Source organism: uncultured Kordia sp. (assembly GCF_947496985.1).
GTDB lineage: Bacteria > Bacteroidota > Bacteroidia > Flavobacteriales > Flavobacteriaceae > Kordia.
Genome location: NZ_CANMEZ010000002.1, coordinates 49,897 through 73,987 on the forward strand (window position 1 = coordinate 49,897; position 24,091 = coordinate 73,987).

Genomic DNA, 24,091 nt, shown 5'->3' on the forward strand with positions numbered 1-24,091 from the left:
TATTAAATTTTTGTTAAAAAAAAGAAAAATCTAATAAACAGTAAATCAAATAAATAGCCTACTATTCATATAGAGAATGTCTAGAAAATGCAAAAAACGAATTATTTTATTTTTATTGCTTTTTTAACGTGAGCTTTTATATATTTACAGCATTCTCACTATTAAACTAAATATTATGAAGTCAATTATGAGTATTGTTGCCATATTCCTATTATGCACAATACAAGCAAATGCACAAAAAGAAATTCCGAATATTACGGTAAAGAAATTAAATGGAACTTCAATTTCAATGGACGAAATCACCAAAGGAGAAGGTGTAAAAATAATTAGCTTTTGGGCTACTTGGTGCGTACCATGTATTAACGAACTAGATGCTATTAGTGAAGTTTATGAAGATTGGATTGATGAAACAAATGTTGAGCTAATCGCAATTGCTACAGATGATGCTAGAACTAAAAAAAGAATCAAACCATTAATTAATGGTAAAGGTTGGGAATACAATATTCTTTTAGATGAAAATCAAGATTTACAACGATCTTTAAACATCTCTGTTATTCCACACGTAATCGTAATTAAAGATGGTAAAGTTGTTTGGCGCCATACAGGATATCAACCTGGAGCTGAAGATCAATTGTATGATGTAGTTAAGAAAAATGCCAAATAGTATTTTCACCAAACTAGCCAACCAAAATTAAACTAACTCACACGAATTAAATGAAAAAATTACTATACCTATCTTTTGCACTCGCTTTTTCCGTTGGAATTGCACAAGAACAGGATGAAGAAAAAAAGAAAGACTGGGGAACTATTTCTGGTGGATTTGAATCAAATATACAATGGTATAATGATGACACATCACTTGGAAAGTTTGCCGAAGACGAACACTTTAGATCTAACAACTACCTAAAATTAGACTACAATTACGGAAAATGGTTTGCAGGAATTCAAGTTGAATCTTATGCACCAATGCCACTATTAAACTATTCTCCAAAACTTGATGATACAGGCATTGCAACTTATTATGCAATGTACAAAACCAAAAAGCTTGAAGTAACTGCTGGTTATTTCTATGAGCAATTTGGAAGCGGACTTATCTTAAGAGGATGGGAAAACAGACCTTTAGGTATTAACAATGCTTTTAGAGGTGGACGCATTAAATATCAACCATCAAATGCATTAGCTTTTACAGCAATGTACGCACAACAACGTGATGGTTTTAAAGTTTCGGATGGAGAAATTTTCGGATTCAATTCAGAAATTGACTTGTCAAACGCATTGAGTTTAGATTCTTCTACAGTTTCAGCTGGTTTAAGTTATGTAGGAAGAAAACAAGATATTCCTGAAGATTTCCAAAATACTGGATTTGATGAATTGACAAATGCTTTTTCTGCACGATTAGATTATTCTGGAAATTCTTTTTATTCTGGTATTGAATACATTACTAAAGGAAAAGATGCCGTTGTAAATTCTCAACGATATATTGAAAACTTCGTAGAAAAAGGTAACGCACTTTTAGTAAATGTAGGATATTCTCAAAAAGGACTTGGAATTGATGCTACTTTTAGAAGATTAGAAAATATGAACTTCTTTTCTGAAAGAGAAGCTGCTGGAAATGTTTTCAATGAAAATATCATGAACTATTTACCTGGTTTAACAAAACAGCACGATTATGCATTAACAAATATTTACGTATACCAAGCACAAGCAGCTATTTCTGTTCCCGATCCAACATTAAATAAATTTGGAGAAATTGGTGGACAAATAGACATGTTTTACAATTTCAAAAAAGGAAGTACACTTGGAGGTAAATACGGAACTAAAGTTGCTGTAAACGCTTCTTATTGGGCAGGATTACGCGGAGATTTTGATTTTACTGAGAGAGATGCTGAAATAGAATATTTTGGTTTTGGTAGAAAATATTTTTCTGAATTCAGTTTAGAAGTCAGAAAAAAATGGAATAAGAAATGGCAAAGTATCTTTTACTTTGTAAATCAATATTACAACCAACGCTTTATTATTGATGAACGTGGTGTTGTAAACTCAAATATTGCTGTTGTAGAAGGAACATATAAAATCAATTCAAAAAGATCACTTCGATTTGAATTACAACATTTATGGACTCCGGATGATGACAAAAACTGGGCTGGTGGAACTATAGAGTTCAACGTAACACCTAGATTGTCATTTTATGCTACAGATATTTACAACTACGGAAATGACGTAGAAGACGAGCAAATTCACTATTATAATGTTGGAGGTAGTTATGCAAGAGGTGCAACCAGACTTGCCTTAAACTATGGGAGACAACGTGGTGGACTTGTATGTGTTGGAGGAGTTTGTCGTTTTGTACCACAAAGTACAGGCTTGACCGTAAATATTACTACAGCATTCTAAAAAAGAAACAAAAGATTTCTCAATAACCAAACCAACAAACTAAACACGAAAAATCCCTTGCAATTTTATTTGTAAGGGATTTTTAATTTATGGTTTATATTTTAATGGTAAATGCACCACTTTTTTAGTTTCAAAAAATTCTTCTTCAAAGAAATCTGGAATTGAAAACAATTGTGCTCGCACAAAATCTTTGAGTTCTTCTGTTAAATCTCCTCCCTTTAGATATAAGATTCCATTTTTGAGTTCATGTCGTTGTTTTTTTGCAACTTTTTTCCGAACCCATTTTACAAAATCAGGCATATTAGTTACTGCTCTACTTACAATAAAGTCAAATTCACCTTTTACTTTTTCAGCGCGCATATGGTGTGCAGAAACATTTGTCAGCCCTATACTTTCAGCTACAGCTTGTACAACTTTTATCTTTTTACCAATAGCATCAACCAATACAAATTGAACTTCAGGAAACAATATTGCCAATGGAATCCCCGGGAATCCACCTCCGGTTCCAACATCTAAAATTCGTGTACCTGCACTAAACGGTTGCACTTTTGCAATTGCCAACGCATGCAGTACGTGTCTTATATATAACTCATCTATATCTTTTCTAGAAATGACATTAATTTGTGCATTCCATTCTTTATATAACACTTCCAATTGACCAAATTGCTCAATTTGCTCCTCTGTTAAATCGGTAAAATATTTTTGTATAATTTCCATATCTACGACAAAACTAATCTTTATTTATGATTATGTAAATTTATTGTTTCAAATTACGATATTTGCAATATAAAATAATGTACATCGTTACTAAGTAACGACAAAATAGTTTCCTCCATGACGCAGCAAAATGTTGATCAAGAAATTAAAGACTCTCTAAGAAATTGGAAGTCTATCATAGCCAAATACAAAAAAAAGAGTACTAAAAAAGCAATCGGACAAATGGCTTCTTCATTTTTGCCATTCATAGCCGTTTGGGTTTTAATGTATTTTACACTTGAATTTTCTTTAATTCTCACTTTTTTATTAGGAATTGTTAATGCATTCTTTTTAGTTCGAATCTTCATCATTCAACATGATTGCGGGCACAATTCATTTATTAAATCGAAAAAAGCAAGCGACGCTATCGGATACATTTGTAGCGTATTTAGTTTTTTACCCTTCAAATACTGGGCAGAAACTCATACGTTTCATCACGGACATAACGGGCAACTTGAAACAAGGCAAGTTGGAGATTTACCAACCTTAACAGTAGAAGAATTTAGAGCCAAAAATTGGTGGGGAAAGTTTAAATACAAAGTATTTAGAAGTCCAATTGTAATTTTTATAATCGCGCCAGTATATTATTTAATCATTACCACAAAATATCCTTTCTTAACATTTAATAACTGGAGAAGGACTACATATCTTTTATTAAAAGATAATCTTGTAATCATTGTTCCTTATGTGATTCTAGGATACTTAACAGGTTGGGCAAGTTTTTTCGCTGTTCAATTTATCATTTTATTTTTCTTCGGAATTATTGCCTTTTGGTTTTTTTACATTCAACATCAACATGAATTTTCATATAAGAAATGGAAAAAAGACTGGGATTTTGTACTATCTGCAATTAAAGGTAGTTCGTATTTAAAATTACCAAGAATCATGGAATGGTTTACTGGACATATTGGAATTCACCATATTCACCATTTAAACAGTAGAATTCCAAACTATAACTTAAAAAAATGTTTTACTGAAAACAAAATTTTATCAAAATACGTAACCACACTTTCTTTTAAAGATGGTTTAAAAATGATGTTCCACAAATTATGGGATGAAGAACAACAACGTATGATTACTTTTAGAGAATATTACAAGTTAGAAAAGATGCGCTTTTCTAATTAAATAAAAAATAACTTCATATAAAAGTCTACCAATTGGTAGACTTTTTTTAATTACATGCTTTTAATATCATTAAAGCTAGCAATGTCAAAATTCCAAAAAATGCAGCATATTTGTAAGCTGGCAAATGAAGTGCTTCTCTATATTTTTTTATAGAATTTAAAAAACCTCCATACAAAACAGTATATACAGCAAACAATACAATAGCTGCTAAAAAGTCAAAATCTCCTTCGAAAACTTGAACTGCATGAATAATAGAAACTGCATGAGAGATCATAAAAATGGTCATTAAGACATATACTGAAGGTAGTCGCAAATCTTTTTTTGAAAAAAACAAAGTGTAGAAAAACTCATAAAAAGAACTTGGCACAACTGTTCTTGAAATATAGTGTAACTTATTGATCTCTATCTGATTTGGAGTAGGTTCATCAGGATACGGAATATACGATAATTTGTAATTTGATATTAAAAAATCATTATTTAGCAAGTAGTCGTCTATTTTTTTTCGCTTTGTGATATAATCAATAAATTTTGATCCTATCAAAGCAAAAATCCCAAGTAAGCCAAAACTAATACCCAAATGATAACCGAATGGCGTAATTTTGGACACTACAATGTTTAATCCTTCTGGCGGTTCTTTATAATAAATAGCACCAACAGCACTAAACAAAATCAAAAGAAATACTAAACGATCCAATCGTTTTTTGGTTTCTATAATTTGTGTTGTTACAGTTTCAACAAAATAGGTTTCAGAATTTAGCTTTTCTTCGTTTGTCATTTCTTCTTGTGATTATTGATAACTATTTTTTATCCTTAACCAAAAATAACTAATTTCGCACAATTCAGTTATTTATACACAGATTAAACACAACACAACAATGGCACTATTATCTGAGCGCGTATTAAACATGGCCACTTCAGCAACCCTAGCAATGGCTGCAAAAGCTAGAGAATTAAGAAACGAAGGAAAAAATATTATTGGATTAAGTTTAGGAGAACCTGACTTTAACACACCTGATTTTATTAAAGAAGCAGCAATTGAAGCAATTAATGACAATTATAATAGCTACACTCCTGTAGATGGATATGCTGATTTAAAAGAAGCCATTATCAATAAGTTTCAACGCGATAACCAATTAACGTACGAAGCTTCACAAATTGTAGTTTCTACTGGTGCAAAACAATCGTTAGCAAATATCGCAATGGTTTTATTAAATGAAGGTGACGAAGTAATTCTTCCTGCTCCATTTTGGGTAAGTTATAGTGATATTGTAAAGCTTGCTGAAGGCGTTCCTGTGCAAGTGACTACTTCTATTGAAACAGACTTTAAAATGACACCTAAGCAATTAGAAGCAGCTATTACACCAAAAACTAAAATGATTTGGTTTAGCTCACCTTGCAACCCAAGTGGTTCAGTATATAGTGAAGCCGAATTAAGAGCATTAGCAGAAGTTTTAGAAAAACATCCAAATATATATGTCGTTTCAGATGAAATTTACGAACATATCAATTTTACAAAAGAACACTTTAGTATTGCCCGAATTCCATCAATGTACGATAGAACCATTACCGTAAATGGTGTTTCTAAAGCTTTTGCCATGACTGGATGGCGTATTGGATACATTGGCGCTCCAACAGCAGTAGCAAGAGCCTGTAATAAAATTCAAGGGCAAGTAACAAGTGGCGCTAATTGTATCGCTCAACGCGCTACAATTGCCGCTTTAGGAGCCTCTAAAGATAAAATTCAATACATGATGGATGAGTTTTTAAAACGTAGAGATATTGTTTTAGAACTTTTAAGAGATATTGAAGGATTTAATGTAAACACACCTGAAGGCGCATTTTATGTATTCCCAGATGTATCATCATTCTTTGGAAAAACACTTCACGGAACAATCATTAATGACGCAACGGACTTTTCAATGTATTTGTTAGAAAAAGCAAACGTAGCTACCGTAACAGGTGTTGCATTTGGAAACCCAAACTGTATTCGTATTTCATATGCCGCTTCAGAAGAACAACTAAGAGCTGCCATTCAACAAATTAAAGACGTGCTTTAAAAAAAATTAAAAAACATCTATAAAAAAAGCTGTTTTCTGAAAAGAGAACAGCTTTTTTAATTCGTTAAACTAAAAGGATTTTTCACTTTGGCACTACACCAAGACTAACTAACCCAAGATGTAGAAATAAATAAGATAAAAGGTGTTTGATAAGGACACCTTTTATCTTGATTGAGACTAACTATATAATATTAAGTATTAAAAGTGAAATCGTTAATATGATACCACTAGTTAAAATAATGGTATTTGGAAACTTTCGTTTGTATCGCCAAAAAAACTCTTTAATTCCAAAGAATAAGAATAAATTGAAGGCGTAAAAGATAACTATACAATAATTTAAATCGATACCGAATAGTGTTCTTGACACAGGAGTTTCTATGGAAACATCCATATTTGTAAAAATCATAACCACTGTACTTGTCAACAAAAGTATACTTGCTAACAAACAAAATTCCAGAAAGTTAAATGTTTTTCGCATTGTGTTTTAATCTCTTTTTTTACTGATGTAAAGATGATTAAAACATTTGAAGTTAAAAAACCCTTTTACAGGGGATTTTTCCCCTTTTTTCAAAATGATTTATACGAAAGCAATAAGATATGCAATCACAAATACTGAAACTTTTAGGATTGTTCCTGTTACAGAAGTTAAATGATGACGATTTTTCTTAATACGTTGTTTTAAACCAAATGTATTTGATCGAATTTGTTGTTTATATGTTGATGTTAACAAACCTCTTTGAACGTTGTTTGCATCTTCTTGATTTGTTTCGACGGGAACTGAATTTGTGTGTAATTGATGTGTAGTTTTCATAATATTGTTTTTTGATTGATTTACACATGTATGACGGACAAATACAAAAAATGTTACACTCTTTTTAAAAAAAATATACAAATTTATTTTTTAAACCACTGTAGACTAACGATTTCTCCAGAAAAATGGCGTTAAAAGAATTAATACTGTAAATAATTCCAAACGTCCTAAAAGCATCAAAAAGGCACACCACCATTTTCCAAATGAAGGTATTACATTATAATTCTCTAACGGATTCAATTTACCCAAAGCAGGCCCTACATTTCCTAAAGAAGAAGCGGCTCCACCTACGGCAGATTCAAAATCTAATCCTACGAAACCTAATACTAGCGCTCCAATAATAAATAATAACATATATAGGATAAAGAAGCCTAAGATATTGTATACAATATGTTCTGAAACCGATTTGTTGTTGTATCGTACAGGAATAATTGCTCTTGGATGCAATGTTCGTTTAAATTCCAGCAATCCATTTTTAATCATTAATAAGTGTCTTACCACTTTTACACCTCCAGAAGTTGAACCTGCAGAACCTCCAAGAAACATTAAACCAAAAAAGAAAATTGTTAAAAATGTCGTCCATGAAGTAAAATCAGCGGTTACAAAACCTGTGGTTGTAATCACGGCAATTACCGAAAATAATGAATGTCGGAAGTCACTTTCCAATTCACCCCAAACCATCGGATGATAATCAGAAGGTTGTACATTTGCTTGCGTATAAATAATTGCAGTAGCAATTAAAGTAAATATGAGTGTAAGAATTGCATAAATTTTAAATTCTTCATCTTTTATGATTTTCTGAATTTTTCCCTTGAATGCAAAGTAACTCAAAACAAAATTTGTTCCTGCTAAGAACATGAATAGAATGATAATATATTGAATAATTGGCTGCCCATTCCAATACGCTACACTAGCATCTTTTGTTGAAAACCCGCCTGTAGACAAGGTACACAATGCATGGTTTATAGCATCAAAAAAGGACATTCCTGCTAAGTTTAGCAAAATGGTTTCAGCGACAGTATATCCAAAGTAAATTAACCATAAACGCTTTGCTGTATCCGTAATTCTTGGATGCAATTTATCAGCACTTGGCCCAGGTGCTTCTGCTGCAAATAGCTGCATTCCTCCTATTCCCAACAATGGTAATATAGCAATAGCTAATACAATGATTCCCATTCCTCCAATCCAATGTGTAAGACTTCGCCAGAACAGTATTCCTTCTGGCAAACCTTCTATTTTTTCAAGAATAGTGGCACCAGTTGTTGTATATCCGGACATGGTTTCAAAAAACGCATTGGTAAAACTCGGAATTGTTTCTGTAAAGAGATACGGAAACGTTCCTGAAAGCGACATAAAAATCCAACCGAAGGTTACCACAATATATCCTTCTCGTTTTTTGATTTCTTTTTTATGATCGCGCGTTGTTAGCATAAATAATGCTCCTCCTATAATAGTCACCAATCCTGCTAAGAACATTTCCAAAGTGACACCATCTTTGTAAATAAAACTAATGAGCGTAGCCAAAAACATAAAACCACCATTACAAAGTAATAATAGTCCCATGAGGTGAAAAATGATTTTGTAATTTACTCTCATTGGTAACAACTATAGAAACATGCGTTCTACTTTATTTATAGATCTTGGAAGACTACATACTACAACTCTATCGCCTTCTTGAATTTGAAAATCGCCCAAAGCAATTAATCCTTCGCCTTCACGAATGACACCACCAATAATGGCTGAACGTGGAAAATCGAGATCTTTTACTTTTTTACCGCATACGCGAGAAGTTCGTTTTACGATAAACTCTAATAATTCGGCATTCATGTTGTTCAGGCGAGTCATATCGACAACTTCTCCTTTACGAATGTGCCTAAATATATTGTTTGCTGCAAGTAGTTTTTTATTGATTAATGTATCAATTCCAATAGATTGTGATAATTGGAAGTAATCCATATTTTCTACAAGTGCAATAGTTTTTCTAATGTTTTTTGATTTGGCTACCAAACACGACATAATATTCGTTTCTGAATTTCCAGTCACTGCAATAAAGGCATCCATATCGTACACACCTTCTTCTTCTAACAGTTCTACATTTCGTCCATCACCATGGATAATTAATGCATTTGGAAGATCATCTGCCAATTCAAAAGCTTTTGATTTATCTTTTTCAATCAATTTTACATTAAATCGATTTCTGCATAAATCATTAGATGTTTTGATTCCAATATTGCTTCCACCAAGAATCATTACATTCCTGATTTCTTCTTTCACTTTTCCAATCAATTTGTATAATTCTTCCACACCTCCTTTTGAGGTAATGAAATAGACTTGATCACCTTCTTTAAAAAGTGTATCTCCTCGTGGAATTAAAGTGTATTGTGTTCCAAATCGCTGAATTGCAATAGGCACAAAGTGTAATTCTGGAAAAATATTTGCTGCTTCTTTTACGCTTTTTCCAACAAATGGAGCGGTACGTTGTAATGTTGTTCCCACCATTGTTAACGCGCCATCTTCAAATTCATAACTATCATTAAATGCAGATTGATCTAGCAATAATTTTATTTCGGCAGCAGCCAACTTTTCAGGAGAAATTAATTCGTCAATTCCTAAGTCTGAAAAACGCAATTCTTTTTGATTATCAATAAATTCAGTATTTGAAATACGTGCAATAGTACGTTTACAGCCTAATTGTTTTGCCAATACACAAATAGTAATGTTTGTAGTTTCTGAGGAAGTTACTGTAATTACCAAATCGGCAGAATCGACTCGAGCTTCTTTTAAGATATTTATAGATGTAGCATCGCCTTTGATAACACGAATATCTAAATGTGTATCTGCATACGTAAGATTGTCCTTGTCACAGTCTATCAGAGTTATATCTTGGGATTCGTAAGAAAGGAGTTTTGCTAAATGATATCCTACCTCACCAGCTCCAGCAATAATAATTTTCATTGAATAATCTATTGAAAAAAGAAGACAAATATACGATAAAAAAGCTATTAGTAAAGCATACTTTCTATATTGAGTATCAGAATTGTATATCCTATGTAAATTATAGGCTTTGCAATAGGTCATTCATCTTAGGAATGTCTATATTTGCCAAAATTTCCTATATGTCGAAGAATGTAACACCATACAAAGAGTCAAATCTGGGTAAAAAAGAACAAGTTACGGAGATGTTTGATACGATTTCAGAAAATTATGATGGCCTGAATCGTGTAATTTCTTTTGGTATTGATATTAAATGGCGAAAAAAAGTAGTGAAGCTTGTTGGGAATCAACAACCAAAAACAATTTTGGATATTGCTACCGGAACTGCCGACTTAGCAATTAATTTAGCAGAAACAAATGCTGAACGTATTGTTGGATTGGATATTTCTCCTGGAATGCTAGAAGTTGGAAAACAAAAAATTAAAAAGAAAGCATTGAATGATAAGATAGAAATGGTTTTAGGCGATGGTGAAAAACTCCCGTTTGAAGACAATTCTTTTGATGCAATTACAGTTGCTTTTGGTGTTCGAAATTTTGAAAATTTAGAGCAAGGTTTGCAAGAAATTCTACGTGTTTTAAAACCAACTGGAATTTTTGTAGTGTTAGAAACTTCAGTTCCTACCAAAACACCTTTTAAACAGTTTTATAAATTTTACACAAAAAATATTCTACCATTAATCGGGAAACTCTTTTCTAAAGACAATTCTGCCTACGGATATTTATCAGAATCTGCTGCTGCATTCCCTTATGGAGAGAACTTCAACAATATTTTACGAAAAATTGGGTTTATAGATGTGAAAGATAAACCACAAACGTTTGGTGTAGCGACTATTTACACCGCAACAAAATAGATTTTATGAAGAAGATTTTAGTAATCATATGTTGTGTTTTTGCACTTCAATCTGTTTCTGCTCAATTATTTAGCAAGAAAAAAGTCTTAAATGATGCAAGTGGAGGAAAAGGGCAAATTGATAATAACTTACTTACATGGGGTTATTTTTTAGGATTTAATAGTTACGATTTTAAATTTACATATAACAACAATGCAGACGCCATTCAGTTAAAACCCTCAACAGGTTTTAATGTAGGGTTGGTAGGTGATGTAAAGTTGAACAACTTTATGAATTTGCGTTTGGAACCAGGAATTTTCTTTTCTTCACGTAATATAGAATATCCTGAAAGTTACGGACTTATAGACCCTGTAGATCGTGTACGTGAAATAAAATCGAGTTATGTACATATTCCATTACTTTTAAAGATTGGGACAAAACGTATTAATAATATCAAACCATTTATTGTAGGTGGATTTTCAACTTCGTTGAATTTATCTAGTAATGAAAAAAACCCTGATGATAATAGTAATAATCAGTTTCGTATGAAGCGTACTACGTATTATTATGAATTAGGTTTTGGAGTTGATTTCTATTTATATTATTTCAAATTCACACCTTCTATTCGTGGTGTATTTGCATTGAATGATGAGTTGGTTAGAGATGTTGATCCAAACAGTCCTTGGACAAGTAACATTCAGAAAATGCAAACGCGCGGAATTTTTATCAACTTTACGTTTCAATAGATTCAAAACCTTTTTCTTGACTGAAGAAATATATATTTCAGAATTAAAATTAAAATTTGAAAGTTATGCACCTCTTTCAGATAAATCTTGGTCATTAATCAAATCAATAATTACATTTCAAGATTTAGCAAAAGATGAAATTTTGTTAAGAAACGGACAGATTGCTAAAAACGTTCATTTTATTTGCAAAGGTGCTTTAAGAGCTTACATAACAGACTACAACGGAAACGTTTACACTAAAAATATTTTTCTTGAAACTGATTTTGCGGGCTCAATGGTTTCATATCTACGAACAACTCCTTCAAACTTCACCTTAGAAGCACTTGAAAAAACCTTCATTATTAGTCTTGATTACAAAAAGTATCGAAGTTTTATTGAAGAAAATATCGATCTGAAAAATTTCTACATTGCTTACCTAGAAAAAAATTGGGTTATTGACAAAGAACAACGAGAAGTATCTTTAGTAATGGAAAACGCAACTGAACGCTATTTAAAACTACTTAAAAAGCATCCTACTATTGATCAAAGAATTCAAAAACTCCATATTGCTTCACACTTAGGAATTACGCCAACTCAATTGAGTAGAATTAGGAAAAATATATCAAAAAATTCCTAAATCAACATATGTAAAGGCACAGACCAATGCCGCATTTTATCTTTGCAGAACTAATCATTGTATTTATTGTAACAACTATTTAGTTTATGGCAAATACTGAGATAAATATAAACATATGAATAATTACGGTTTATTAGTTTTAGCATTTTTAGGTGGTGTTTTTTTAGCTATGCAAGGTGGATTAAATGCGCAATTGGGCATTTTGCTAAAAAATCCGCTATTGGCAAGTTTTATTGCTTTTTGCTGTAGCACTGTATTTGCTTTTATGTTTGTCTTAATCAATTTAAAATCGTTTCCAACAAAAGTACAATTACAAGAAATTCCTTTTTACTTATGGTTTACAGGAGGTTTGTTTAGTGTTATTGGCATTAGTTTGTATTACTACACAATACCGAAGTTAGGAATTTCTACAATGATTTCAATTGGACTTTCTGGTCAACTGATATTTGCTGTTGTTGCAGGAAATTATGGTTGGCTAAATTTACCATTAGAACCCGTAACATTTAAAAAAATCATAGGAACTATAGCAATGATTTCTGGAGCTATATTAATCAACATCAAATGAATAACATCAAGGCGAATATCGAAAACTTAACATCTCTTTGGCAAACAGCAAGCGAACCTTTCAATTCGTATTTTAAAGAACCTTATTTTAATTACAGCTTTATTAAACATTCAGATTGGCCAAATAGGTTATGGTTTGATCAAGAAGTTACTAATGAAACTGTACTATTAGCTAAAGAGAAAATGGCATCCATCTCTAAAAATTTAATTATTCCATATTGGGATATTTATAATGATGATTCTTTTAAAATAATAGAGAAAAACGGGTTTAGCCTAAAGTTTGAACAAATAGGAATGTTCTTAAAAAGAAATCAATTGTATGAAGAATTAAACAACATTCATTTAAAAAAAGTAACCACTGAAAAAGACGCAAAGCTATGGTCTATATTATTTTCTAAATCTTTTGGATATCACTTGCATCCATCAATATTGAATTCGTTACCAAAAAATGCTGATTTCTATATTGCATACCACTTACATGAAGCAATTGGAACAGGTATTTTATACACAACCAATAGAATTTCGGGAATTCACGCAGTAGGAATCATTCCTGAACATCGAAGAAAAGGCTACGCGGAACAGATAATGAAAATATTGATTAATCAATCTATTAACATGAATAGCGAATTAATTACTTTGCAATCGTCAAACATGGGAAAAGGTTTGTATTTAAAACTAGGATTTGAAGAACAATTTATAATGAAAAATTACGCTTTAGATTAACTAATTATAATTTGTTTAAGCTCTTCTAAACTCACTCAATAAAATTCCTGTAGCCATGGCTACATTTAAACTCTCTGTTTGTTGAATTTCTCCAAAACGTGGAATTGAAATTTTTTCAGTAATTAAATTTGAAATTTCTTCTGAAACGCCATTAGCTTCATTCCCCATTACAAGAATTCCAGTAGCTGGCAAATTGGTTTTATACACATTACTTCCATCCATAAACGCGCCGTAGATTGGTAAGTTTGTTTCTGAAAGGTATTTTTTCAAATCTGTATACACTACATTTACACGTGTTAGCGAACCCATGGTTGCTTGAATCACTTTCGGGTTGTAACAATCAACCGTAGCTTGTGAACATACAAGATGTTTTACACCAAACCAATCACACAAACGAATAATCGTTCCTAAATTTCCAGGATCGCGTACATCATCTAAAGTCACAATGAGTCCTTCTGTGGCTATAGTTGAGACTTCTTTTACCTTAAATAAAGCTAACGAAGTATTCGGTGTTTTTAAAAAACTTATCTTTTTGAGTTCTGGTTCAGAAATTAGTGTTATTTTTCGATCTGAAGCGAATAAATCAACATCTGTAGTAAACAATGTATCTAATTCAAAATTAGAGTTTAAAAACTCTTCAATGACTTTTTTACCTTCTGCAACAAAGAGTCCTGTTAATTTTCGGTACTTTTTTTGATGTAAGCTCGTTATTGTTTTGATTTGTCTTTTGCTAATCATGCAAATAGTTTAATTTTGAATTCGAAAAACATCTCTTATTGAAATCTGTTTTAGCAAAAATATCATTATTTATTATAATTCTCACATTGATTAGCGCTTGTAATTCTATCAAGCGTGTAAAAGATGGTGAATTGTTGCTAGTTAAGAACCATTTGATCGTCAATGATGAAAAATCAAACGATCTAGATGCGTTGAGTCAAATGTATCAAAAACCGAATAGTCGTTTTTTAAATTATCCGTTACGACTCAATATTTATAATTTGGCAGGAGAAAATCCTGATTCCGTTTTTAATGCCTGGATTAATAAAAATCCAAAACGTTACGATCGTTTAAAAAGACGTTACTCTAAAAAACAAATTAGAGAAATGGCTAATTACAAAAGAGGATTTAATAATTGGCTAAAAAAAACAGGAGAAGCACCCGTAATTATTGATTCAATCAAAACAAGAAAAACAACCAAACGTTTAAAGGTATATTACAAAAATAAAGGATACTTTAATGCAAAAACGAAGTACGAAATTATCCCTTCTGACAAAGAAAAAAGAGCTAGCATTAAATACTCTATAAACACAGGAAATCCTTATTTCATTGATAGTTTAGATGTAATTGTAAAATCGCCTGATTTAGACTCTATCTACAACCTAAGCAAAGACAAGTCGTTTTTAAAAGTTGGAAATCAATTCAATACAAGTGATTTTTATAATGAACGAGAACGTTTGACGGTTTTATTCAGAAACTCAGGAATTTATAACTTTCAATTGAACTCCATCAAACCTACTGTTGGATTGGATACAATTAACAAAGATTACAAATTGGCAGTGGAACTAAAAGTGAACAATTTACAAGTTCGAGAAAATGATTCTATTGTTGAAAAGGAATACAAAGTTCATAAGATTAAAAAAGTAAATATCTATACGGATTACACCTATGAAAATTCTCAAAAAACCTATGTAGACTCCGTAACATATAAGAACTTCACTATTTATTCGAATGATAAATTACGTTTTCGTCCAAAAGCGATTACGAATGCAATTTTTATCAATCCAGGGGAAATTTACAGAGATAATGATCGAACATTAACGTATAAACATATCAGTAATTTACGAACATTTAAGTATCCTAACATACAATATCAGTATGAAAACGACAGTTTAACGGATTTGACAACAAATATATATTTGACTCCACTAAAGAAATTTTCGCTTGGTTTTGATATTGACATTACACATTCTAACATTCAGGATTACGGTTTTTCGTTTAGTACATCTTTAATTAGTAGAAACGTATTTCGTGGTGCTGAAACCTTAGAAATTTCGGCACGTGGAACTTTAGGAGCTTCCAAAGATGTTGCCGATTCGGAAGATCAATTCTTTAATATTTCTGAAATTGGAACTGATATTAAGTTAAATTTTCCTCGTTTCTTTTTTCCGTTTAATACAGAAAAGATTATTCCTAAATACATGTTGCCAACTACAGTGGTTTCGTTAGGAACGAGTGTGCAACAAAATATTGGTTTGGATCGACAAAACTTTACAGGACTAATACGATATAATTGGACACCTAGTAAAAAGAATTCGTTCAACTTAGAATTGTTCAATCTACAATTTATTAGAAACTTGAATACGAGTAACTATTTTAACGTATATCAAAGTTCATACGATCGTTTAAATACGGTTGCCCGAAGCTCTGATTATATTGACCAAGATGCTTCGTTAAATATCGCTTCTGGCGAAACGGACACATTTATTTCAGAGGTTGTATCTAACAATTATCCTGTATCACCAAGTGAACTTTCAACAGTGTTAAGTGTAGCACAACGACAATTTCGATTAACGCAAGACAACTTAATTGCTTCGTCGAAAATTAACTTTACACATAATAACAAAGAAAGTCTTTCTGATAATAATTTCTATCAATTTAGAACCGAATTAGAATTAGCTGGAAACTTATTATCTACGATTGCAAGTACTGCAAACCTTCAAAAAAATGATCGTGGAAAGTACAAATTATTTGGCGTTCCCTATTCGCAATATGTAAAAACAGAATTCGATTTTATAAAACACTGGGAACTTTCAGGAAAACGAGATGTATTAGCGTTTCGTACGTTTTTCGGAATTGCCATTCCTTATGGGAACTCAGACAATATTCCATTTGCTCGAAGTTACTTTGGTGGTGGATCAAATGATAACAGAGCTTGGAGTGCATATCAATTAGGCCCTGGACGATCAGCTAGTATTTTAGATTTTAATGAAGCGAACTTAAAAATAACGTCAAACGTAGAATATCGTTTTGACTTATTCGGAAGTTTTAAAGGTGCCTTATTTGCTGACGCTGGAAATATTTGGAATGTTTTTGATGATATTGAAGACGAAGATCGAAAATTTAATGGTCTTGAATCATTACAAGATCTTGCTTTAGGAACTGGATTTGGTTTGCGTTACGATTTTAGTTTCTTCGTACTCCGTTTTGATGTTGGTTTCAAAACATACGATCCTGCATATGACATTGGCAATCGTTGGTTTAAAGATTACAACTTCGGAAACGCAGTGTATAATATTGGTATTAATTATCCTTTTTAGTTTTTTTTGTATTTGGAGTTACTTTTACATCTTGAGTTTTCCATTTTAAATTTCAGTATTTAGTATTTGTTATTCTGTTGATTTGTTAATCCTGCTTTATTTACTCTTCAGTTTTCACAGAAAACCTAAACTTGCAAAAAAACGCCACATCGAGTTAATTTCTGAAAGAAATTTGTATCGAGATGTTTTACGATTTCAATAACACCCTTAAAAGCACTTTTTAATTCAAAATCTAGCATTCAATATTTACAATCTAAAAATACTAAAACGTTTGCGCTCTCAAACGGCTACAAAACAGCGTTTTATTTGTATCAAAAACAAATCAATAATTCTTCAAAAACACAAACATTTTGACAGGAATATAAGTCAAAAAACGACTAAAATTATCAAATTCGTAAAAGTCATCATAGTTTCACTTCTAAAATTGTCAACTACACAAAAACTCTTCACATTTTTATTACTTTTGTAATCCAAACAAAAAAACCAAAGACGATGAGTCATACTATTAAAGCAGGAGTTGCTACTGGAGATGAAGTACAAGAAATATTTAAGCTAGCCAAAGAAAAAGGCTTTGCTTTACCAGCAGTAAATGTTGTAGGTTCTAACTCTATCAATGGAGTTTTAGAAACAGCAGCTGAGCTAAATGCTCCTGTAATCATACAATTCTCAAATGGAGGTGCGCAATTCAATGCAGGAAAAGGATTGAGCAATGAAAATCAAAAATCAGCAATTGCTGGTTCTATTGCTGGTGCAAAACACGTTCATGAAATGGCAGAAGCTTACGGAGTTCCTGTAATTTTACACACAGATCACTGTGCAAAAAAGTTATTGCCTTGGATTGATGGTTTATTAGATGCAAGTGAAAAGCACTTTGCTGAAACTGGAAAACCATTATATAGTTCACACATGATCGATCTTTCGGAAGAACCATTAGAGGAAAATATCGAAATATGTAAAGAATACCTAGCACGTATGAGCAAAATGGGTATGACGCTCGAAATCGAACTAGGAATTACAGGTGGTGAAGAAGATGGTGTTGACAATAGTGATGTTGATGACTCAAAACTATACACACAACCTGAAGAAGTAGCATACGCGTACGAAGAGTTAATGAAGGTAAGTCCAAGATTTACAATTGCTGCAGCTTTTGGAAATGTTCATGGTGTATACAAACCAGGAAACGTAAAACTAACACCAAAAATCTTAAAAAACTCGCAAGAGCATATTTCTAAAAAATATAATGTTGGTCACAACCATATTGACTTTGTATTCCACGGTGGTTCAGGTTCTACATTAGAAGAAATTAGAGAAGCTATTGGATATGGAGTTATCAAAATGAACATTGATACAGACTTGCAATTTGCATTCATGACAGGAATTCGTGATTACATACTTACGAAAAAAGACTATTTAGCAGCTCAAATTGGAAATCCTGATGGAGATGACATTCCAAACAAAAAAACATACGATCCAAGAAAATGGTTACGTGAAGGTGAACTAACATTCAAAACACGTTTAAAGCAAGCTTTCGAAGATTTAAACAATGTAAATACGCTATAATATTTGGGCGTTTCCCGTTGGGTCGGGCTTTCGGCAGTCGCTTTTCCCCAGCTGTCTTTCTGCTTATGCAGAAATTCATCTTATAAAAGAGCTCCAACAAAACCTCTATCCCTAACGTAAATTAAAAGTTACTGAGAGAAATTGAAGTAACCACCTTAGTTCTCACAAAAGTGTAAACAACTTCGGAAAACCAAAGAATGAAGAAAAGTTCCTAACAAGGAATCTTAAAGAAAGCAGAAAACTAAAAAAACCTCGTTAACACTGAATAACAACACGTTAACGAGGTTTTTTATGTATAAACCAAACGGATTTACAGATAGCAAAATCAAATATTCTGTTTCTTTAAAAAAAAACAGTAATTTTGTACGCTAGTGAAAAAACGAAACTAACTAATTGATCACAGTAATAATGATTGTATTGCAACTACAATCTAAACATTGTATATCATAACTCATAAATCATATGGCTTGGTTTAAAAGAAAAGAAAAAGGAATTCAAACTTCTACGGAAGATAAAAAAGACACGCCCAAAGGACTTTGGTACAAATCACCAACGGGTAAAATTGTAGATTCTGAAGAATTAGCAAAAAACTACTACGTAAGTCCTGAAGATGGTTATCACGTTCGTATTGGAAGTAAAGAATATTTCGAAATATTATTTGACGAAGGAAAATATAAAGAATTAGATAAAAATCTAACTTCAAAAGATCCTTTAAAATTTGAAGACAGCAAAAAATACGTTGATAGATTAAAAGCTGCCAAAGAAAAAACTGGATTAAAAGATGCTGTAAAAACTGGTGTTGGAAAATCAAAAGGAAAAGATTTAGTCATCGCTTGTATGGACTTCTCTTTCATTGGAGGATCAATGGGAAGTGTTGTTGGTGAAAAAATTGCACGTGCTGCAGATTATTCATTAAAAAATAATATTCCATTCATGATTATCTCAAAATCTGGTGGTGCTCGTATGATGGAAGCTGCATTATCATTAATGCAATTAGCAAAAACATCATCAAAGTTAGCTCAATTAGCAGATGCTGGAATTCCGTACATTTCATTATGTACTGATCCTACAACTGGAGGAACAACTGCATCTTTTGCAATGCTTGGAGACATCAATATTTCGGAACCTGGTGCCTTAATTGGTTTTGCAGGACCAAGAGTTGTGCGTGATACTACAGGGAAAGATTTACCAGAAGGTTTCCAAACTTCTGAATTTCTATTAGAACACGGATTCTTGGATTTTATCACACATAGAAAAGAATTGAAAAACAGAATTAACCTTTACATTGATTTAATTCAAAATCAACCTGTACGCGCATAATTATTGTTTTAAATATATAATTAAAAGCATCCTATTAAGGATGCTTTTTTTATACCCTTCACTCTAGTTAAACCATTAGAAAACGAGTATAAATACGCTATAATTTTCAAGAGGAATCAACTAATTTAGTCAACTAACTTTGTAAAATCATTTTCAATCTTTTTACGCTAAAAAATCAAAATTATGGCTACCAAATATGAACTAATTTTCATTAATAATAGTACTCGTGTTGGAGACGTTTGTATATTTCAAGAATATGCTGACACAAAAGATCCAAATATACATACCTTAGCATGGCTTACAAAAAGAACAAATCCGCAAGTAACTGATAAATTTCAATGGACTACAGCTCCTTGTTTTGTATGGAGTGAAACTGGTGTATTAGTTCCTGGTGTTACTTTTGAATCTTCGCAAGTAGTTGAAGCAGGTTTAGAAAAAGACAATAATATTACATTCACCAAAGAAGATGGAGCCTTTCAATTTAAAGATTTAACAACAGATCCAAATACAGGTGCATTAACAATCATATGCGACCAAACCATTCCACAAAACCAAGCTTCTGTAGGCATTGGTATGTCTGGTGCTGGCACATTGGTAGCTCAAGCGCAACCGAATATGAATTATAGATTTGAAACAAAATCTAATTATAAAATTACATTTGGAAACTTTATACAAGGGCAAGTTATAGATCCATCGCTCTTATACCTAGTTGGGTCTATTAATTTTCCCGCAAATGTATATAGTATGACAGCAACATTGAATCCTGATAATACATGGACAATAGCGCCAACAATATAATTACCCAAACAACAAATAACTCACTAATTTTCAATTCCTTAAAACTAAAAAACCACATCAACACAAACTTCCAAATACAATACATTCAAAAAGAAGTAATAAACAATTCATTTTAAAAAAATAATAGTATATTTGCCGCTTGATATGAGAAACGTATCATTACATAAAAATTATTAAAAACAATATTGGCATGTACTTAACTAAAGAAGTAAAAGCTGAAATCTTCGCTAAGCACGGAAAGTCTGCAACAGACACAGGTTCTTCAGAAGGTCAGATCGCGTTATTCACGCACAGAATTAATCACTTAACAGGACACTTAAAGAAAAATCGTAAAGATTATAACACTGAGCGTTCTCTTGTAATGTTAGTAGGTAAAAGAAAAAGCTTACTAGATTACCTAAAGAAAAAAGATATCAACAGATATCGTGCGATCATAAAAGAATTAGGATTAAGAAAATAAAACTAAAGAGGCTTCGTGCCTCTTTTTTTAATATATAAAAGTACACTTCTAACTAAGTATCAGAAGTAATAAAAAGCTATAATTACTGGTTTTTCATTGGGTCAAAACAACAACTACACACACAACAACACAACGACCTTTGTTTAATTAGAATTAAAAAAAATTTATGATTCCAAAAGTTTTTAGAGAGGTCATAGACCTAGGTGACGGGAGAGAAATCTCTATCGAAACCGGAAAGTTAGCAAAGCAAGCTCATGGATCTGTAGTAGTACAGTCTGGAAAATGTATGCTATTATGTACAGTGGTTTCTAACTACAAGCAAAGCGATGTTGACTTTTTACCTTTAACAGTTGATTACCGTGAAAAATTTGCGGCAGCAGGTCGTTATCCTGGTGGTTTCTTTAAAAGAGAAGCAAGACCAAGTGACGGTGAAGTATTAACAATGCGTTTAGTAGACCGTGTATTACGTCCATTATTCCCAAAAGATTATCACGCAGAAACACAAGTGATGATTCAGTTAATGTCTCATGACCCTGATGTAATGCCAGATGCAATGGCTGGTTTAGCAGCTTCTGCTGCTATTCAATTGTCTGATTTTCCTTTTGAATGTGCAATCTCTGAAGCTAGAGTTGGACGTATTAATGGAGAATTTGTTATCAACCCAACAAGAGCACAATTAGAAGAATCTGATATCGATATGATGATTGGAGCTTCTGCTGATTCTGTAATGATGGTTGAAGGTGAAATGGATGAGATTTCTGAAGAAGAAATGACAGAAGCAATCAAGTTTGCGCACGAAGCTATTAAAGTTCAATGTGCTGCACAACTTCGTTTAGCGGAAGCATTTGGTAAAAAAGAAACACGTGAGTACGATCCTGAAAGAGCTGATGAAGATTTAGAGAAAAAAGTGTATGACATGGCATACGATAAAGTATATGCTGTAGCAAAAGCTGGTTCTGCTAAACATGAAAGAAGTACTGCTTTCGGAGAAATTAAAGAAGAAATCAAAGCTACATTCACAGAAGAAGAATTAGAAGATTTCGGCGGATTGGTTTCTAAGTATTACAGCAAAGCAGAAAAAGCAGCTGTTCGTGACTTAACATTGAATGAAGGTTTACGTTTAGATGGTCGTAAGACAGACGAAATTAGACCAATTTGGTGTGAAGTTGATTACTTACCATCAACACATGGTTCTTCAATCTTTACTCGTGGAGAAACGCAAGCTTTAGCAACTGTTACTCTAGGAACATCAAGAGAAGCAAACCAAATAGATATGCCATCATATGAAGGCGAAGAGCGTTTCTATTTACATTATAACTTTCCTCCTTTCTCAACGGGTGAAGCACGACCAATTCGTGGAACATCTCGTCGTGAAGTTGGACATGGTAACTTAGCACAACGAGCTTTAAAAGGTATGGTTCCTGATGATTGCCCATATACTGTACGTGTCGTTTCTGAAGTATTAGAATCTAATGGTTCTTCTTCAATGGCAACTGTTTGTGCTGGTACAATGGCAATAATGGATGCAGGTGTACAATTAAAGAAGCCAGTTTCTGGTATTGCAATGGGATTAATTTCTGATGCTGATTCTGGAAAATATGCGGTTTTATCTGATATTTTAGGTGATGAAGATCACTTAGGAGATATGGACTTTAAAGTTACAGGTACTGCTGATGGTATTACTGCTTGTCAGATGGATATTAAAGTAAAAGGATTATCATACGAAATTCTTGTAAATGCGTTACAACAAGCACGTGATGGTCGTTTACATATCTTAAGTAAACTTACAGACACTATTGAAACACCTAACACTGATGTGAAAGCACATGCTCCAAAAATGATTACCAGAACTATTCCTGGAGATTATATTGGTGCGTTAATTGGTCCTGGTGGAAAAGTAATTCAAGAATTACAGAAAGAAACAAATACTACAATTGTAATTAATGAAGATCCTGTAACGGAAGAAGGAATTGTTGAAATTTTAGGAACTGATCAAGAAGGAATTGATGCAGTATTGGCTAAAATTGATTCAATCACTTTTAAACCAGAAAAAGGAAGCATTTACGAAGTGAAAGTTGTAAAAATGTTAGATTTCGGAGCTGTTGTAGAATATACAGAAGCACCAGGAAACGAAGTATTATTACACATTTCTGAATTAGCTTGGGAGCGTACAGATAATGTAAGCGATGTAGTGAAAATGGGAGAAATCTTAGACGTGAAATACTTTGGAATTGATCCAAAAACACGTAAAGATAAAGTTTCTCGTAAAGCTATCTTGCCAAAACCTGAAGGATATGTTGCAAGACCACCAAGAGATAATAAAGGTGGAGGACGCGACAACAGAGGTAGAGATAATCGCGGACGTGATAATCGTAAACCAAGAGAAGATAAGAAAGAAAATTAATTTTTTCAATCTCAATATACTAAAAAACGCCTCGAATTTCGAGGCGTTTTTTTTTGATCTATACTATGTATCATAATTAATAAGCAGTTAAAAATCTAATTGTAAATACGGACCAAAACTAGTTATAGTTTGTATCGAATTGATATTTACTCTAACCTGAATTCCAATTGAAAAATTAGTTGCTATCATAAATTTTAACTTTGTAAATAAAGGAAAACCTACAGTTTTATCTTTCTCAGCGCCTTCAAGATTAATATTTCTATTTTTAAAGTAAAAATAACCTGCACCAACAAAACCTTCTATTTGCAACCAATCGTTAAATGGATGTGCTCTTCCCCATGACAAACTTAACTCTGAAAATGAATCCTCGTAAGAGGAAAAAAATGAAATTCCCTCTCCAAAATAGCCAGATATTAAAAAGATATTCTTTCTATACGACAAAGCTAAATCGCCACCTACGGCGCCGCCAACACCACTACTACCTGTATATGCTGATACAGGATTAAATGAAATAGATGAAAACTCTAATTGATCTGTACTTTGCGCATTACAGAATATAGGCATCAATAATAATATAATGATGATATATTTTTTCATAATTATTTTAAAAGTTTGA

At 32.3% G+C, this 24,091-nt stretch carries 22 protein-coding genes; 15 read left to right on the top strand and 7 right to left on the bottom strand.

From position 1 onward, the window contains the following. Window positions 1-175: 175 nt before the first annotated feature. Both Q0828_RS05165 and Q0828_RS05170 read left to right on the top strand, forming a co-directional pair. A complete protein-coding gene (locus tag Q0828_RS05165; RefSeq protein WP_298418285.1) occupies window positions 176-664 on the top strand; it encodes a TlpA disulfide reductase family protein in 489 nt (162 codons plus the stop codon). Between the two features lie 50 nt (window positions 665-714). Then, window positions 715-2,394: a DUF6029 family protein gene (locus Q0828_RS05170; RefSeq protein WP_298418286.1), complete on the top strand. Its 1,680-nt coding sequence runs from the start codon at window positions 715-717 to the stop codon at window positions 2,392-2,394. 87 nt (window positions 2,395-2,481) lie between these two features. Here Q0828_RS05170 and rsmG read toward each other — a convergent pair whose 3' ends face one another. After that, window positions 2,482-3,111: a 16S rRNA (guanine(527)-N(7))-methyltransferase RsmG gene (gene rsmG, locus Q0828_RS05175; protein ID WP_298418288.1), complete on the bottom strand. Its 630-nt coding sequence runs from the start codon at window positions 3,109-3,111 to the stop codon at window positions 2,482-2,484. Window positions 3,112-3,228: 117 nt separating this feature from the next. On the opposite strand from rsmG, the gene Q0828_RS05180 reads away from it, so the two are divergent. Further along, window positions 3,229-4,275, top strand: a complete 1,047-nt coding sequence (locus Q0828_RS05180) for a fatty acid desaturase (protein ID WP_298418289.1) — start codon at window positions 3,229-3,231, stop codon at window positions 4,273-4,275. Between the two features lie 46 nt (window positions 4,276-4,321). Here the strand turns inward: Q0828_RS05180 and Q0828_RS05185 are convergent, their stop codons facing one another. Next, the gene (locus Q0828_RS05185) at window positions 4,322-5,050 is read right to left on the bottom strand and encodes a hypothetical protein (protein WP_298418291.1); all 729 of its coding nucleotides are present in this window, start codon (window positions 5,048-5,050) and stop codon (window positions 4,322-4,324) included. 100 nt (window positions 5,051-5,150) lie between these two features. Here Q0828_RS05185 and Q0828_RS05190 point away from each other — a divergent pair, with 100 nt between their 5' ends. Further along, complete coding sequence (locus tag Q0828_RS05190) at window positions 5,151-6,332, top strand: pyridoxal phosphate-dependent aminotransferase (protein WP_298418294.1); 1,182 nt, start codon at window positions 5,151-5,153, stop codon at window positions 6,330-6,332. A gap of 577 nt (window positions 6,333-6,909) precedes the next feature. Here the strand turns inward: Q0828_RS05190 and Q0828_RS05195 are convergent. From Q0828_RS05195 to trkA, 3 genes are all read right to left on the bottom strand, one after another. Continuing rightward, a complete protein-coding gene (locus Q0828_RS05195; RefSeq protein ID WP_298418295.1) occupies window positions 6,910-7,143 on the bottom strand; it encodes a hypothetical protein in 234 nt (77 codons plus the stop codon). A 105-nt stretch (window positions 7,144-7,248) separates the two neighbouring features. Beyond that, window positions 7,249-8,739: a potassium transporter TrkG gene (locus Q0828_RS05200; protein ID WP_298418297.1), complete on the bottom strand. Its 1,491-nt coding sequence runs from the start codon at window positions 8,737-8,739 to the stop codon at window positions 7,249-7,251. A gap of 9 nt (window positions 8,740-8,748) precedes the next feature. Continuing rightward, window positions 8,749-10,098 carry a Trk system potassium transporter TrkA gene (trkA, locus tag Q0828_RS05205; protein WP_298418299.1) on the bottom strand — a complete coding sequence of 450 codons (1,350 nt, stop codon included), beginning with the start codon at window positions 10,096-10,098 and terminating at the stop codon, window positions 8,749-8,751. A 161-nt stretch (window positions 10,099-10,259) separates the two neighbouring features. Here trkA and ubiE point away from each other — a divergent pair, with 161 nt between their 5' ends. The 5 genes from ubiE to Q0828_RS05230 all read left to right on the top strand — a co-directional run bounded on the left by ubiE (window position 10,260) and on the right by Q0828_RS05230 (window position 13,616). Further along, window positions 10,260-10,988 carry a bifunctional demethylmenaquinone methyltransferase/2-methoxy-6-polyprenyl-1,4-benzoquinol methylase UbiE gene (gene ubiE / locus Q0828_RS05210; protein WP_298418301.1) on the top strand — a complete coding sequence of 243 codons (729 nt, stop codon included), beginning with the start codon at window positions 10,260-10,262 and terminating at the stop codon, window positions 10,986-10,988. A 5-nt stretch (window positions 10,989-10,993) separates the two neighbouring features. After that, entirely contained in the window at window positions 10,994-11,713 is a 720-nt protein-coding gene (locus tag Q0828_RS05215; RefSeq protein ID WP_298418303.1) for a porin family protein, read from the top strand. A 16-nt stretch (window positions 11,714-11,729) separates the two neighbouring features. Then, window positions 11,730-12,329 carry a Crp/Fnr family transcriptional regulator gene (locus tag Q0828_RS05220; protein WP_298418305.1) on the top strand — a complete coding sequence of 200 codons (600 nt, stop codon included), beginning with the start codon at window positions 11,730-11,732 and terminating at the stop codon, window positions 12,327-12,329. A 115-nt stretch (window positions 12,330-12,444) separates the two neighbouring features. After that, window positions 12,445-12,894: a DMT family transporter gene (locus tag Q0828_RS05225; protein WP_298418307.1), complete on the top strand. Its 450-nt coding sequence runs from the start codon at window positions 12,445-12,447 to the stop codon at window positions 12,892-12,894. Continuing rightward, a complete protein-coding gene (locus tag Q0828_RS05230) occupies window positions 12,891-13,616 on the top strand; it encodes a GNAT family N-acetyltransferase (RefSeq protein WP_298418309.1) in 726 nt (241 codons plus the stop codon). Before Q0828_RS05225 ends, Q0828_RS05230 begins: the two co-directional genes overlap by 4 nt. A 15-nt stretch (window positions 13,617-13,631) precedes the next feature. On the opposite strand, the gene Q0828_RS05235 is transcribed toward Q0828_RS05230, so the two are convergent. Further along, window positions 13,632-14,354, bottom strand: a complete 723-nt coding sequence (locus Q0828_RS05235; protein WP_298418311.1) for an RNA methyltransferase — start codon at window positions 14,352-14,354, stop codon at window positions 13,632-13,634. A 38-nt stretch (window positions 14,355-14,392) separates the two neighbouring features. Here Q0828_RS05235 and Q0828_RS05240 point away from each other — a divergent pair, with 38 nt between their 5' ends. From Q0828_RS05240 to Q0828_RS05265, 6 genes are all read left to right on the top strand, one after another. Beyond that, window positions 14,393-16,933 carry a BamA/TamA family outer membrane protein gene (locus Q0828_RS05240; RefSeq protein WP_298418312.1) on the top strand — a complete coding sequence of 847 codons (2,541 nt, stop codon included), beginning with the start codon at window positions 14,393-14,395 and terminating at the stop codon, window positions 16,931-16,933. 492 nt (window positions 16,934-17,425) lie between these two features. Continuing rightward, a complete protein-coding gene (gene fbaA / locus Q0828_RS05245; RefSeq protein WP_298418314.1) occupies window positions 17,426-18,493 on the top strand; it encodes a class II fructose-bisphosphate aldolase in 1,068 nt (355 codons plus the stop codon). A 462-nt stretch (window positions 18,494-18,955) separates the two neighbouring features. Further along, window positions 18,956-19,813: an acetyl-CoA carboxylase, carboxyltransferase subunit beta gene (gene accD, locus Q0828_RS05250; protein ID WP_298418315.1), complete on the top strand. Its 858-nt coding sequence runs from the start codon at window positions 18,956-18,958 to the stop codon at window positions 19,811-19,813. Window positions 19,814-19,996: 183 nt separating this feature from the next. After that, window positions 19,997-20,611 (top strand): hypothetical protein, encoded by a 615-nt coding sequence (locus Q0828_RS05255; RefSeq protein WP_298418316.1) that lies wholly within the window; start codon window positions 19,997-19,999, stop codon window positions 20,609-20,611. Between the two features lie 190 nt (window positions 20,612-20,801). After that, on the top strand, window positions 20,802-21,071 hold the full coding sequence (gene rpsO, locus Q0828_RS05260) for a 30S ribosomal protein S15 (protein ID WP_298418317.1): 270 nt from the start codon (window positions 20,802-20,804) through the stop codon (window positions 21,069-21,071). Window positions 21,072-21,237: 166 nt separating this feature from the next. Continuing rightward, window positions 21,238-23,475, top strand: coding sequence for a polyribonucleotide nucleotidyltransferase (locus tag Q0828_RS05265; RefSeq protein WP_298418319.1), 2,238 nt, complete (start codon window positions 21,238-21,240; stop codon window positions 23,473-23,475). A gap of 87 nt (window positions 23,476-23,562) precedes the next feature. On the opposite strand, the gene Q0828_RS05270 is transcribed toward Q0828_RS05265, so the two are convergent. After that, the gene (locus Q0828_RS05270; protein WP_298418320.1) at window positions 23,563-24,072 is read right to left on the bottom strand and encodes a hypothetical protein; all 510 of its coding nucleotides are present in this window, start codon (window positions 24,070-24,072) and stop codon (window positions 23,563-23,565) included. Window positions 24,073-24,091: the final 19 nt, after the last annotated feature.